Here is a 13,068-nt window from a genome sequence, read left to right on the forward strand (position 1 = left end):
GAATTTCATCTTTAATTCCATCCATGTAGAACTTTTGATTCAAACATAACACTGTGATTTGTATTTATCTAACCGCCTTATGATGAATTACTGTTCATAATGTAACCACATTATTATTTATGTAATTGAATTTGTTAAACAATGAAACAATTCCTATTAAATTACACTGATTTATTACAACTTATAAATTTAAAGCTTTATGTGCCCATTTCAGAAATTTATCTTTATCGTTGAAATTAGGGACATTCAATAAATTGATATAGGAAACTTCACCAAAGTTTCCTGAGATTTTATTTGATTCACGAATTGTAAAATCTTCTTCTCGCCCTACATGTACTTCCCGAAAAAACTCCGTAACTTTCCGATCAAGGTTTAGTGAGGTAAACGCCTCTCTTTCAACTAAAAAGTCATAGATCTGGCTAATCACATGTAGTTCAAATTTTCTATTCATTTTTTCCGTTCTCATAATTATTTTAACAATTGGTTCAATTTAAACTAATTTCTTTTACGGATAAAGACAATAAAAAACTTACTATCAGGGACAGTTAAATAGATTTTCGCTTAGTCTTTGCCAGTAAGATCTCTATACGTTGAGTAACTTCCAATAATTTAAGCTCAGCATCACGCCAAAAATAATAGACGTCACCATGTATGACATACATTTGCTTAATGTAGTTTGCTGCTTTAGTCTTGTTTACTTTTTTAGCATTAAAACATGGTTTATCAAGCACTATTACCCTGCCATCTAAATCACCACCGATATAAATATTCATTTCTATTCTTCTTGTTGTAAGTAATGATTAAAATATATCACAACAAAAAAGCGCAATTATTTGAACGCACTTTATCGACTAAGCATCTGATAAAAAATTAAAAATTTATACCAATACGATTTAAGTTAAGCTCCTATTAAAAAAGCCCTACATTTCTGTAAGGCTTTCCCCTTGGTCTTTTGCGCCGAAACAAGGAATCGTTGTTTTTATTTACAACAAAATAATTAAATCATTAATCGAATAAAAAATGAAGAAAAAAAACCTGCAACTTGGGGAAGGTGCAGGTATAAACTGATATTAACTATCATGGAGAACTTAATACCAACTAATATACTTGGTTTATATTGAGACCTCATTCACATTTTATTCCAAATTATCTAGCAACAAAAAAAGCCCATCAAATGATGAGCTTTTTACGGTAATTAAGTGAATTTCCATATGTACGTCCACTATAGCAGAAATATGCCATATACCTTGATCAGGGTCAAGTGAGCATATTCTCAATTTGCACTTCTGGCTTTGCTTTAATACTATTCATCTAAGCACTTAAAATAATTGACCTAATGTCTGAACCTCAGTTTTCTCTCAGTGATTATCTATCCACAGTACAGGAAGTAATTCAAATTACTTTCAATGAACCTGTATGGGTTAAAGCTGAGATCCGCAATCTTAGTATTAAGGGTGGGCATTACTATCTTGAGTTAGCTGAAAAGGATGAAAGTACCGACAAAGTTATAGCAAGTTGCAAAGGGACCATCTGGAAATTTACAGCTCAGAAAATGGTGCTTAAGTTTGAAAGAGAAAGCGGTGTAGAGCTTTCAAAGGATTTAAATGTCTTGGTAAAAGTTAGAGCCAAGTTTGATCCTCAGTATGGCTTTTCGGTGAATGTTGAAGATATTGATTCAAGCTATACCCTTGGAGACATTGCACGGCGTTATCAACAAATATTAGAAAGACTAACCACTGAAGGTCTGTTAAATAAAAATAAGCTCATCCCTACTCCATTTGATATTCAGAATGTCCTGGTAATTGCTCCTGAAAATGCTGCAGGTTTAGGTGACTTCAAAAAAGATGCTGATGCTTTAGAAAAAGCTGGTGTATGTCATTTCAAATACTATTCAGCTACATTCCAAGGAAACACAGCAGCACAGAGTATCATCACATCTTTAAGTAATGGTCTGAGACAATGGGCTACTGATTTCAATACCCCACCTGATCTCATTGTGATTATCCGCGGTGGTGGTACCGTGAACGACCTTGCCTATTTAAATGATTTCGAACTGGCAGCATTGTTGGCCAAACGAACCGTTCCGATTTGGGTCGGTATTGGTCACGAGAAAGACCGTACGATATTGGATGAAGTTGCAAACCGTTCATTTGACACACCAAGTAAGGTAATTGGTGGTATTCGTAATCTTATCGCTGAACGGACTCAGGGTGTCTTAGATTCATTCCAAACCATTAAGCTATTATCCCAACATCAAATCACGGCGTACCAAAGCCAAAATGATCAATACATGAGAATGATTAAGACACTTGCACATGGGCAGATCAATGAAGCTAATAAAAGCGTAGATTTGATGCGAAGCACCCTACATTACTTAGCCCAGCAACAGATCAAACTGGCAACGAATCAAGTCGAATCGCTGATGCGTGAAACCCTAATCCAGAATCCGCGAAACGTGATGGCTAAAGGCTATGGAATAGTTCGTAGCGAAGGTAAAGCTATTCGATCTATCCAACAAATCTCAGGTGATAACATCCAAGTCGAATTACAGGATGGTACCATTCAAGCAAATGTAACGAAGGTAATTGGTAATGAGTAAAAAAGAACTCTCTTTCAAGGAAGGCTATGGAGTCCTTAAAAAGAATGCCGAGCTATTGGAGTCACACGAAGAGCCAGACATCGACAATTTAATGAAAATCGTTGAAGAGTCTATGGTGGCATACAAAGCCTGTAAAACACGTGTTGATGCTGTACAACAAGCTTTGAATGAGACATTTAAGGAATAATAAGTTAATAATTTGGATGGATGTGTTCGAATAAGTTTAATTTCAATCATGTTTGCCTTTGGGAGGAGTCTACCATTAAGTTGTAAGATCAAAACCAATCGAGATATTTCCTCGATTTATTAAAGCTCGGTTATTGGTGGACCAATTCACTGTACGATAGATTTTAGGTACAGGCTTCTTCATTTGGAATTTATATTGTTGAAAAATATTCAAGAAGAAATTTATGCAATAAAGCGACTTCAACTTATACATCTTTGTGTAACAAAGCCATAATAAATATAAAAAATGAATTCTTATTAAACATGTAAGAAAGGTTTACGATGTATTATAAGCATTAATAATGTAAATTACGTTCTGCTTGTGTTTGCTTATTGACAACTTAAGTATTATAAAAAAAATATCGATCTATAATAAAATATAATCGCAATATGAGATATTAAAAATTGAGAGACATAATAGATAAATCAATTTCACAATTAGAATACTTGAACTCTTTATTAAGAGATAAGCTTAGCTCAAATTACAATAAGCCATGTCTATTTTTAGATATAGATGGCACTTTATCTGATTTTCAATTAAATCCTATCGATAGTTATATTCCGACTAAGACTTTAAATATTTTAAGACAAATTATTTCAAAGAAGATTCCTGTTATAGCTGTGACTGGACGAGATATTGATTCTGCACGTAAATTATTTGAATCCATTGATCTTCCAATTGCCGCATTGCATGGATTAGAAATATATATAGGAAATGAAAAAAAATTACATACACCAAAGAGTTTCTTAGAAATTTCAAATATTTACAAAATTTTAGCTCGAGCATGTATCGCCTATCCAAGTTTACTGATTGAAAACAAGAAATCATCAATTGCGTTGCATTATAGGAAAGCTCCAGAGCTCGAAGATATAGCAAAAAAAATAATGTTAGAAGCTCAAAAGATATTCCCCAACCTAAGATTAATTCAAGGGAAATTCGTTTATGAATTAATACCCGCTCAAGCCAATAAAGGCTTGGCAATCAAGGAAGTTTTAGCTCATTTAAACCAGTATGAGGTTTACACACCAATTTTCATTGGTGATGACGTTACGGACGAAGATGGTTTTTATTTTGTGAATCAGTTGGAAGATGGCATCTCAATCAAAGTCGGTCAAGGGCTTACCCATGCCAAATACCAGCTTAGAGACACAAAGCAAGTATATGATTTTTTAGAATTATTTTTAGACCATATTCGAAACCATGATAACAATTTTAAGGGTAACAACAACTTAGATGGAGAGAAAACATGTCTAAATTAATTATTTTATCGAATCGAGTCACTATTCCCAACGGGCAAAAAACTACCGCAGGTGGGCTTGCAGTCGCTATACAAGATGCATTAGATGATATTGGTGGTATATGGCTCGGATGGAATGGCGAACGAGTTCATAAGCAAGAGGAAGTACATTTTAATATTTTTCGGAAGGATAAAGTTGATTATGTCACCTGCCCTTTAACAAATTCTCAATATTCAGATTATTATGCAGGGTTTGCCAACAATTCACTTTGGCCTGCCATGCATTATCGTTCAGACCTGATTGAGTTTAAAACATCAGAATACGAAGGATATCAAAAAGTAAATTCTTTATTCGCTCAAAAACTTGCCGAAATTGCAGATCCAGACGATACCATTTGGGTTCATGATTATCATTTTTTAAGTGTGGCGAAATATTGCCGTGAACTCGGTATGCAGAATAAAATTGGATTTTTCCTGCACATTCCTTTTGCACCTTTATTTATCTGGCAAAAAATTCCATGTGCTCAACAATTGATTGAGGATCTATGCCAATACGATGTGGTGGGTCTACAAACAGATAAAGATCAAAAAGTGTGTATGCAAGTATGCACATCTTTATTGAACGCACAGAAAATTCAACAAACTTTGTTAAGCTACCATCAACGTTTAACCATAATTAAATGCTACCCAATTGGTGTAAATCCAACAGCGATTCAAAAAGCGGCCCATAAGTTTATTGATGTACAAGACTTCCTTACCCGCCCAGTAGAGCTGAATGCTGCAAAAACCATTATCGGCGTAGATCGGATTGATTATTCAAAAGGTTTACTGGAACGCTTTTTGTCCTATGCAGAGTTCTTAGAGAAATATCCTGAGTATCAGCAGCATATTCAACATTTACAAATTGCTTGCCCATGTCGTTTGGAAGTTCCAGCTTATCAACGTTTATTTGAGCGTTTCAAGATTAAGATCGAGATGATTAATCAGGAATTTGCAAAGGAAGAGTGGCAACCCGTGGAATGTATTTATGATGCAATAAAACATCATCATTTGATGCAAATCTATCGTCAAGCCGATGTGTGCTGGATCAGTTCAATACGAGACGGGATGAATCTGGTCGCGAAAGAATATATTGCCGCGCAAAATCCATCAAATCCTGGTGTACTTATTCTATCCAAATATGCAGGTGCTGCAGAGCATATGTCAGAAGCACTACTGGTTGATCCTACCGATAAAACGGCAATGGTCGATGTTTTAAAAACAGCACTGGAAATGCCACGACAAGAACGTATTTCACGCTACAAACAACTAATGAAAGGTTTAAAAGATTTTGATATTAATGACTGGCGCAATGCATTTCTTAACGACTTACAGAACAAAACCGCTATGCAGGATTTCAGATTCCTGGGAATACGTAACGTCAACCCTATTTATCAAAATTTATAGTACTTCGATTTGTAAGGAACTGGCAGTATCCAGATATTGCCAGTTCAATTCACTATGATACTTATTTCACATAAGTAAACCGATTTAAAGCCACAATCAATAATAATAGACCAGATAGTGCCATAAACACTGTACTTAGGCCAATCAGCTCACTCACCATTCCAATGAAAGCCGGTCCAACCAGAATACCCGTATAAGCCATGGTCGAAACACAAGACAATGCAACTGCGCTCGGCATCACCGTCTGACGTCCAGCACGGGAAAACATGATCGGGACGATGTTAGAACAACCTGTCCCAACCAGTGTATAACCCACTAAAACCAGCCACCAATAAGGCACGATACTGACCAAAGCTAAACCTAAAGTTGCACAAATCGCGCTATAGGTTAAAAGCTTTTTTTCACCAAAATAACGGATCAGATAATGCCCCGTAAAACGTCCTGTGGTCATGGCAATCGCGAAGAAGGTATACGCCAATCCCGCAAAAGCGGTATTAACTCCATATTGTTGCGTTAAATAAATACCACTCCAGTCCATCGCCGCGCCTTCCACCATGAAAATGATGAAGCAGGCAATACCAATTAATATAATCAAAGGTTGTGGCAGGCGCTGGCGTATCGACTTTTTCACTTTCGAAGATGCTTCAAGACTGGTATTTTCTACAGCTTTTATGCTGTATGGCACTGAAAGAAAAACAATAATTACCAACAGTAAACTCACAGCAAATGCGCTCATAACAGCCGAAATACTTAAAGCAAGCAATGCAGTAATCGTCAGTACCCCAGCTAATCCGCCTAGACTCGCCATACCATGAAAGCCAGACATCAATGATTTTAAGCTATTTTTCTCAACCACTACGGCCTGAATATTGAGTGCAACGCCCAGACTTCCTGCTGCTGTACCAAATAAGAATAAGGTGATCGCCATCATTAACGGCGTGGTCCATAAGCTTAGGCTTGGCAATAAAACGGCAAGCAAGAGTAAAGCGAAACCGATCGGCACACGACAACCAACACGCTGAACAATTTTACCTGTTGCAGGCATAGCTAGCATTGCACCTAAGCCGCTGCATAATAGCAACAAACCAAAATCGGCATGATTAAAATGTAAACGTTGCTGGGCAAAAGGAATCAGCGGCGCCCATGCAGCCGTGGCGAAACCCAGACCGAAAAAGCTAAAACGAGTTGAAAGACGTTGAGCACTTAATTGAATTTCAGGATCAATAAGAGCAGTTCTGGAAAAAAGGATCATTTAATACCATCCACACAAATTAACTCAGAGCGTCCATCTCGGATAAATCGCCATAGAAAAACCCCTGCTAATCTATAGAGAAGTTCTATAAATCCACAGAGGCTTTTATGACGAAATTATACACAAAACCAATCTAAAAACAGTATTTTTTACAAAAATAAAATTTATATATATCAATAACTTATTATTAATTATCCAAATAAAATTAAAGCATTTATTTTTAACCCTTTTTCTTCTTAGCTTTTCAATTTAATTAGGCAAAGATATGAATTTACTTAAATTTTGTAAAGATGACAGAATTAAATAGCTCATTTATAAAGCTGAATAATATATGTCACCCGCTAAAGCTGTGGATTAACTTTCTCTCTCGAATTAGGTCAATTTTATAAATGTTTTAAAAAGTACGATAAACCTTCAGGTGCACGTCCATTTAATCGACTGCTAGTGGTGACCCGAACCAAATTGCTCCAAGTGATTTTGCAACATTGCTTAATAAATTTTTCAATTAATGAGACATCCTCATGACAAGGAATAGGTTCAAAGCCTCCTGCCTGAATATAGGCTTCGGCACTAAAGCTTAAATTCGCCCCATGTATATGTTGATGATCCATCATGTCCTGATAATGCGTCAGATATTTCTGCTGTTGTTGTATTGATAAGTGACTAAGATCATCCAGTATAACGATACCACAAATGGCATCTGTTGGCTGATGTCGCATTTGGCATAGTAACCAATCTGGATCTACAATTGTATCAGCATCCGTGCAAGCGACCCATGTAACTCCTTGATCGATTAGCTGCCTAATACCAAGGTCTCTGGCCTTGCCCACACAAGCAAAATTACATTCAACCCAGTTCATCTGATGTGACTTTACAATCATGAGGGACTGGTCAGTACAACTGTCTAAAACCACTAGAATCTTGACCTGACCGTGACCTATATACTGTGTAGCTTGTTCAATTGACTGCAAACAAGCGGATAAATTCTGTTCTTCATTATGGGCTGGGATAACAATACCTATTTTCATATTAAGCCCTGTTGTTTTGCCAAAGATGAAGGATTTACCGTCCAGATATCAATAATGAAATCTGGATCATTCAGACTTAAATAATGAGTGAACAACAAAGATTGTTTTAAATGATGATGGACTTGAGAAGCATCTAGTTCAAAATCCTGAATGGCGTGACGCCAGTGACAACACAGGATTTCACCTTGTGGCGTTAAACTGTCTTGGAGCTGATCGATCAGTTCATGCAGTTCATTGCGTGATAAGTAATAGGCCACTTCACTGATGACAATCAGATCAAATTTCTGTTCAGGAAAATATTCAGGAATTTTTTGGTGTTGAACGCTCACATGCTTCAAACTCTCTAAACGTTTAGAGGCCCAATGAACAGCATGTTCAGAAAAATCTAGACATAAAAGCTGATCAGCGCGTTTGGCTAAATGTACACTTAAATGTCCATTGGAACAGCCGATTTCCAACACTGATGAATAACGCTCTTGAGTAAGCAATGCCAAACAAATCTGCCTTTTACGAGCTTCATACCAATGTAAATCATAGCCCCAAGGGTCATTATTGTGATGATATAAGGCTTCGAAATATTGACTAGAATCATTCACAAAGATAAACCTCCCAAGGCATTAACAAACGTTCGATGATTGCTGGAGATAAAATCGCAGCATTGCCTGTACTTTCATCAGCTTCAATCTGACTCTTAAACTGCATGATGGCCTGACGTTTTTTGATTAATTGGGCCTGAGTTAAGTTGTAAGCTCTAGCCTTTTGCCAGTTGATACGCGGATCTAGTGGTCGCGCCCAATGCCAAGCCCAGATCAGCACGTGTAAATATGATATGTCATGAGCTAGAGCAAATGCCTGTACAGTTTTTCCTACCGCTTCATGATCTGGATGCCCATCCTGTGCATAGCTACAAATTAAAATATCTTCCGCTTTAACCAACTTGTCTAATTCTTGCCACAGATGTTCCCTGTGCAAATGAATCTGCCCGTCTGGTAAATTTAATGCAATACGTTGAACATATTCAGAAATATCTAGACACTGTAAAGCCGCCAAGCTTTCTTGTGGGCGAATTTGATCTAATTGATCTGGGCTGTATTTGGTTGAATGTGGATGGCTTTGTGTCCCATTACTGACGGCAACGATCACCAACTGACAATTCAACATAATTAATTGTTGCATCAAGCCGCCACACCCCAGTATCTCATCATCGGGATGGGGTGCGACAATCAAGATTCTTTTGGATTGAAATTTTTTAAAATTGAGTAGAGAAAGCGGCTGATGCTCAAATGCATGCAGCCATTGTTCTCGGGAGGTCCCATGCCCTTCAATAATACGATCTTCGACTAAAGGATGTTTTAGATCTGCCATGATATTTGCTCCTGTAAACATCGTTCAGCAATTTGCTCATCATCAAATGCCGCATGACTTTGCCGAATAAATACAGGTAAATCAGCCATTAGGCTGGCAAAAGTTGCTTGTTCACAAAAAGGCCGTGCTCCAAGCGCTTTTCCTACCCCTTCAATAACCTCCAAACAGCTTTGCTCTGCCTGCGCACGCAAGATCCGTACATCCCGTTCATGGCTAAGTTTGGGTTGGCTATCAATCAGTTGCGCGATATATTGGAAATATTGTCGGGTTACAGCAAGTCGAGTTGCCAACTGACCTAAATACATTTTCTTAAAAGGATTAGGGGTTTTAAGGCAACTTTGTTGTAGCTCATCCACTAACCGCACCGCGGCACCGTACCAGCAAGCTGCAACACCCGCAGCACCATGCCAAAAACCAACCCGATCAAGGTAGTCATTGGGATGACCAATGAGTTTGACTGCTATCCCCTGAAAATTGACTCTTGCGGTCTGTGTTCCCTGCATGCCTATAGCTTGCCAGTGAGCCAGATCAATGGTGATCAAGGATTGGTTGAGGTCAATAATGCAGAGCTGAGATTGCCCCTGTTGATCTTTAAAACTGATTAATGCTTTATGAATAAATTCAGCGCCTGAACACCACGGCTTAATTCCATGACAAAGCCCATTTTCGACCTGTAACGGCACGGGTCCACCATCGGCAGCCCAAACAGCCCATGTCTCCTCATCGATTTCATGTTGATAACCGAGTTCATGCAAAATACTTAAAGCATCAAAATGGGACTCAAAAAGCTTGGCTAAACTTAGGTCAAAGCCAGCTATCTGAGCAAAAATTTGCCAGCGTTGATAGGTTTGTCCCGAAGCAGGGTCAGGCAATCGTCCAACAGAATGAATCAACTGTTTCAACACAATTCGACGTTGAGTTAGCTTTTCTTCAGCTGAATACTGCTCAAAGCGATTTAATATGTCTAAAGTTGAGCTTTTTATAAATATTTTTCTATTCATTCTTAAAATGTTAATTCAAATGAGTTTATTTAAATAATAATTGAAATAATCTGTTTAGTTAAATAGATAAATTGTAATGAAGAGATAATTATTCGTAATTATTTAACTATTTATTTCTTTTTGTTTCATTGTTAACTAAATAGTAGGTTTAAGTGAATCTATAAAATCATCATGTAAGGTTTATTTAAAATCCAACAATTATGAGGAAATAAGCAGTAGCTTAAAGGCTTCCGTGTTGTAATGTTTATAAAAGAGGTTTAAGAAATGAGTACTTTAAATATTCAAGATATTAAAAAACATTCAGATGTAATTGCTTCTTGTGGTACCAAAGTCGGAACAGTTGATCATCTCGAAGGTGATAGCCAACTCAAGCTGACGCGTGATGAAAATGATCAGCATCATCTGATCCCAACGGCATGGATTGGTGAAGTCAAAGATGACAAAATAGTTCTGATTAAAAATTCAGAAGAAGTTAAGCAACAATGGCAAGCTATTTAAATTATCCTAAAGTAAAGAGTACGGCTAGACTTTGATCGTACTCTTTATTTCTTTGTAAGTAATTTCAAAAAAGCCCTAACCCTTCGCAATGTCCGTTTGAGTCATAGGTATTTCATTTCATACTTGTAAAAAATAGCTAGATGCAATCTATTTGTCATAGACTACATCTATTCTCTATAAATTAATAAGTTAGCCTACTCTTATTTAAAATTACTGCCTAAGAATGGGAAAATATACTCAACTACTTTTTGAGTAGCCCATAAACCAATCTCTTGGTGATGTTGATGTGGAGCTAAATATGGCATCAATTTGCTAATTTTATGGCCAGTATTTGTAGATATCTGAATTTGCTGCTGTAACAGCAATAATTCATTTTCTGACAAATAACTAAAATCATTTAGTTCGATAAAGTTTTTTATATATTCTGAATTTACTGGATTAATGCGTCTACTTAAATTAGCACCCGCAATCCAATCATAAATAAAAGTTTTTTCTGCAGCAGAGAAAACTCCAAACATTTTCCCATCTTCTTCATTGATCATTTTCCAAAATCGGCTATGTTCAGGATCTTCGTTAAGCTTAATCCATCCTATTTTTGTTAGCTCAAGAATGAATTCCTCAACCTGATCTTCTTCTGATAGCCATGAATTTACAGACTTATTCTTAAACTTGCATTTCTCATTATGCATGTGCTTTCCAACTAAAGCTTTGCTCTTGAAAATCTCCAGAACCACTCGCTCAGTATTTAGGTTCTTTATTATTTGAACTGAGCTAACTCCCCGATTATTTAATAAAAAGCCTATCTTTAATTTACGAATAAATTCGGATTGATTTGGGTAGCGTTTGGCTAAACATTTAATAGCATTTGTAGCTAATTGAGCATGTCCATTATCAAAATTATCAATTGTAATGTGTAGGTTAAAATATTTGGAATCAATGCCTAACTCTTTAAGTTCATAATTTGTAATCAATAAATGAAGTGGTAGTTGTTCATATCCAAAATTAAAACCTGCAATCTCGGGTATAAAATCTGATGGAGCATAAGCTAAAGCCAATTGTATTGCTGACTGGTGATAGTATTCATCAGGTAAATTCATTGAAAATTGGTGAAGACCAAGTGATAGAAGTAATTTATTGAAAAGTTTTACATGGTTACTTTGGCTAGAACCTAATCCTAACTCCTCAACATATATTTGTATAAAGTCTCTAAAAGCTGGATCATTCCAGTACTGCGTAAAGCTATAAAGCCAAGCACCGTCTACACGTTTGGTCGGTGCTACTTTGTATAAAAATTCATAAGCTTTACTTGTAGTTCCAAAAAACTCCCTTGCACTCCCATTTTCACGCCTTTCTAAGTACTCTTTGTAATGCAAGCATTGTGTTTTATTTTGTTTCTGTACCCAGACTGCCAATTGATCAACACTAGTAGGAAAATCAGAGAAATCACTATCCAAATGAAGTATTTCGTTTTCTAGGAAATGATAAGCTTTCAACTCTTTTGAAGAACGTGACATTGATGGATCTAAAAAAAATTGTGTTATTTCAAAATATTTCTGATGGGCATCGGTTATTAGATTTAAAATTCTCTCTTTTACTGCAGTAGGCATTATAATTCTCTCGCGGTAAATAACTTATACCAACATAATTGACACTTATACTTAATTAATTAACAACTTTGAAAAGAAACGTTAATAAATGTAATCCTTTAATTTATTTAACATCACAATACAACACCTTAATTAAATATTTATAATTTTTATAAAAAATATAAATTTCACAATCTGTGATATAAATCACACTCATTGTAATTAAAAAAATTATGGTTTTTAAAATTAGTAAAAAGCATTTTATCTATTTTATAAAATTGTTAACTTTATTTATTGAAAGCACAAGAACCGTTATTATTCCTGTCGTTATTCCATTGATTCTAAACGGATTTTTATTGTTTTTCAAATTCAAAAAAATCAATAAATTACAAACACAACTCCAATCAAAAAGATATAAATCTGAATTAAGAATAAAATTAAACATTGTTAGCCTTTTGTAAAAAACAAAATATATATTTCCATTTATTATCAATACCTAAACTTTTAAACAAACACAATTTAACTCAAAAATTAAAATGTAACATCTCTGATGTTTTTTTTAAAAAAAATTATGATATTAATAATAAATCTACTGATTAATTAATGTAGATTAATTCTAATCTTATGAGGTTCAGTAAAATGACTAATCAAAATCAACAGCAGAAAAATCAGCAACAGCAGCAGCCAAATCAACCGCAAAAAAAGCCAGAGCAGCAACAACAGCAACAGCAACCAGACCAACCGCAAAAAAATCCAAATCATCAAAAACAACCGAACCAAAACCAGCAAAATGACCAACACGCTCAACAGAAATAATAGTTTTTCATGTT

The 13,068-nt window shown here is 35.8% G+C and carries 14 protein-coding genes and 1 pseudogene; 6 read left to right on the forward strand and 9 right to left on the reverse strand.

The window, feature by feature from the left end:
• Positions 1–181: 181 nt before the first annotated feature.
• Complete coding sequence (locus tag AC4CVD_RS09485) at positions 182–451, reverse strand: hypothetical protein (RefSeq protein WP_114837732.1); 270 nt, start codon at positions 449–451, stop codon at positions 182–184.
• Positions 452–545: 94 nt separating this feature from the next.
• Entirely contained in the window at positions 546–773 is a 228-nt protein-coding gene (locus AC4CVD_RS09490; RefSeq protein WP_004984985.1) for a hypothetical protein, read from the reverse strand.
• A 563-nt stretch (positions 774–1,336) separates the two neighbouring features.
• On the opposite strand from AC4CVD_RS09490, the gene xseA reads away from it, so the two are divergent.
• Positions 1,337–2,599 (forward strand): exodeoxyribonuclease VII large subunit, encoded by a 1,263-nt coding sequence (xseA, locus tag AC4CVD_RS09495; RefSeq protein ID WP_114837731.1) that lies wholly within the window; start codon positions 1,337–1,339, stop codon positions 2,597–2,599.
• On the forward strand, positions 2,592–2,786 hold the full coding sequence (xseB, locus tag AC4CVD_RS09500; protein ID WP_078424972.1) for an exodeoxyribonuclease VII small subunit: 195 nt from the start codon (positions 2,592–2,594) through the stop codon (positions 2,784–2,786). The genes xseA and xseB overlap by 8 nt, the downstream gene beginning before the upstream one ends.
• A 78-nt stretch (positions 2,787–2,864) precedes the next feature.
• Here xseB and AC4CVD_RS09505 read toward each other — a convergent pair.
• Positions 2,865–2,969: pseudogene (locus AC4CVD_RS09505) on the reverse strand (IS5/IS1182 family transposase); the annotation flags it as partial.
• 260 nt (positions 2,970–3,229) lie between these two features.
• On the opposite strand from AC4CVD_RS09505, the gene otsB reads away from it, so the two are divergent.
• Positions 3,230–4,084, forward strand: coding sequence for a trehalose-phosphatase (gene otsB / locus AC4CVD_RS09510; protein ID WP_114837730.1), 855 nt, complete (start codon positions 3,230–3,232; stop codon positions 4,082–4,084).
• A complete protein-coding gene (locus AC4CVD_RS09515; RefSeq protein WP_114392964.1) occupies positions 4,072–5,508 on the forward strand; it encodes a trehalose-6-phosphate synthase in 1,437 nt (478 codons plus the stop codon). The genes otsB and AC4CVD_RS09515 overlap by 13 nt, the downstream gene beginning before the upstream one ends.
• A gap of 61 nt (positions 5,509–5,569) precedes the next feature.
• Here the strand turns inward: AC4CVD_RS09515 and AC4CVD_RS09520 are convergent, their stop codons facing one another.
• The 5 genes from AC4CVD_RS09520 to AC4CVD_RS09540 form a co-directional block, all read right to left on the reverse strand.
• On the reverse strand, positions 5,570–6,760 hold the full coding sequence (locus tag AC4CVD_RS09520; protein WP_114392966.1) for an MFS transporter: 1,191 nt from the start codon (positions 6,758–6,760) through the stop codon (positions 5,570–5,572).
• 383 nt (positions 6,761–7,143) lie between these two features.
• The gene (locus AC4CVD_RS09525) at positions 7,144–7,788 is read right to left on the reverse strand and encodes a glycosyltransferase family 2 protein (RefSeq protein WP_004986552.1); all 645 of its coding nucleotides are present in this window, start codon (positions 7,786–7,788) and stop codon (positions 7,144–7,146) included.
• Positions 7,785–8,384 (reverse strand): class I SAM-dependent methyltransferase, encoded by a 600-nt coding sequence (locus tag AC4CVD_RS09530; RefSeq protein WP_004986550.1) that lies wholly within the window; start codon positions 8,382–8,384, stop codon positions 7,785–7,787. The genes AC4CVD_RS09525 and AC4CVD_RS09530 overlap by 4 nt, the downstream gene beginning before the upstream one ends.
• Entirely contained in the window at positions 8,377–9,153 is a 777-nt protein-coding gene (locus AC4CVD_RS09535) for a PIG-L deacetylase family protein (RefSeq protein WP_114837729.1), read from the reverse strand. Before AC4CVD_RS09535 ends, AC4CVD_RS09530 begins: the two co-directional genes overlap by 8 nt.
• Positions 9,141–10,154 (reverse strand): acyl-CoA/acyl-ACP dehydrogenase, encoded by a 1,014-nt coding sequence (locus AC4CVD_RS09540; protein ID WP_034700367.1) that lies wholly within the window; start codon positions 10,152–10,154, stop codon positions 9,141–9,143. Before AC4CVD_RS09540 ends, AC4CVD_RS09535 begins: the two co-directional genes overlap by 13 nt.
• Before the next feature lie 264 nt (positions 10,155–10,418).
• On the opposite strand from AC4CVD_RS09540, the gene AC4CVD_RS09545 reads away from it, so the two are divergent.
• The gene (locus tag AC4CVD_RS09545) at positions 10,419–10,652 is read left to right on the forward strand and encodes a DUF2171 domain-containing protein (RefSeq protein WP_114837728.1); all 234 of its coding nucleotides are present in this window, start codon (positions 10,419–10,421) and stop codon (positions 10,650–10,652) included.
• A 200-nt stretch (positions 10,653–10,852) separates the two neighbouring features.
• On the opposite strand, the gene AC4CVD_RS09550 is transcribed toward AC4CVD_RS09545, so the two are convergent.
• On the reverse strand, positions 10,853–12,259 hold the full coding sequence (locus AC4CVD_RS09550; RefSeq protein WP_114837727.1) for an iron-containing redox enzyme family protein: 1,407 nt from the start codon (positions 12,257–12,259) through the stop codon (positions 10,853–10,855).
• 618 nt (positions 12,260–12,877) lie between these two features.
• Between AC4CVD_RS09550 and AC4CVD_RS09555 the strand changes: the two genes are divergently transcribed.
• On the forward strand, positions 12,878–13,054 hold the full coding sequence (locus tag AC4CVD_RS09555; protein WP_165382175.1) for a hypothetical protein: 177 nt from the start codon (positions 12,878–12,880) through the stop codon (positions 13,052–13,054).
• Positions 13,055–13,068: the final 14 nt, after the last annotated feature.

The organism is Acinetobacter sp. LipI_23 (assembly GCF_058243045.1).

Excerpts from the sequence above, each read along its gene's own strand:
- AC4CVD_RS09485 (WP_114837732.1), bottom strand. The coding sequence starts at position 451 with ATGAATAGAAAATTTGAACTACATGTGATTAGCCAGATCTATGACTTT.
- AC4CVD_RS09490 (WP_004984985.1), bottom strand. The coding sequence starts at position 773 with ATGAATATTTATATCGGTGGTGATTTAGATGGCAGGGTAATAGTGCTT.
- xseA (WP_114837731.1), top strand. The coding sequence starts at position 1,337 with ATGTCTGAACCTCAGTTTTCTCTCAGTGATTATCTATCCACAGTACAG.
- xseB (WP_078424972.1), top strand. The coding sequence starts at position 2,592 with ATGAGTAAAAAAGAACTCTCTTTCAAGGAAGGCTATGGAGTCCTTAAA.
- AC4CVD_RS09515 (WP_114392964.1), top strand. The coding sequence starts at position 4,072 with ATGTCTAAATTAATTATTTTATCGAATCGAGTCACTATTCCCAACGGG.
- AC4CVD_RS09520 (WP_114392966.1), bottom strand. The coding sequence starts at position 6,760 with ATGATCCTTTTTTCCAGAACTGCTCTTATTGATCCTGAAATTCAATTA.
- AC4CVD_RS09525 (WP_004986552.1), bottom strand. The coding sequence starts at position 7,788 with ATGAAAATAGGTATTGTTATCCCAGCCCATAATGAAGAACAGAATTTA.
- AC4CVD_RS09535 (WP_114837729.1), bottom strand. The coding sequence starts at position 9,153 with ATGGCAGATCTAAAACATCCTTTAGTCGAAGATCGTATTATTGAAGGG.
- AC4CVD_RS09540 (WP_034700367.1), bottom strand. The coding sequence starts at position 10,154 with ATGAATAGAAAAATATTTATAAAAAGCTCAACTTTAGACATATTAAAT.
- AC4CVD_RS09545 (WP_114837728.1), top strand. The coding sequence starts at position 10,419 with ATGAGTACTTTAAATATTCAAGATATTAAAAAACATTCAGATGTAATT.
- AC4CVD_RS09550 (WP_114837727.1), bottom strand. The coding sequence starts at position 12,259 with ATGCCTACTGCAGTAAAAGAGAGAATTTTAAATCTAATAACCGATGCC.
- AC4CVD_RS09555 (WP_165382175.1), top strand. The coding sequence starts at position 12,878 with ATGACTAATCAAAATCAACAGCAGAAAAATCAGCAACAGCAGCAGCCA.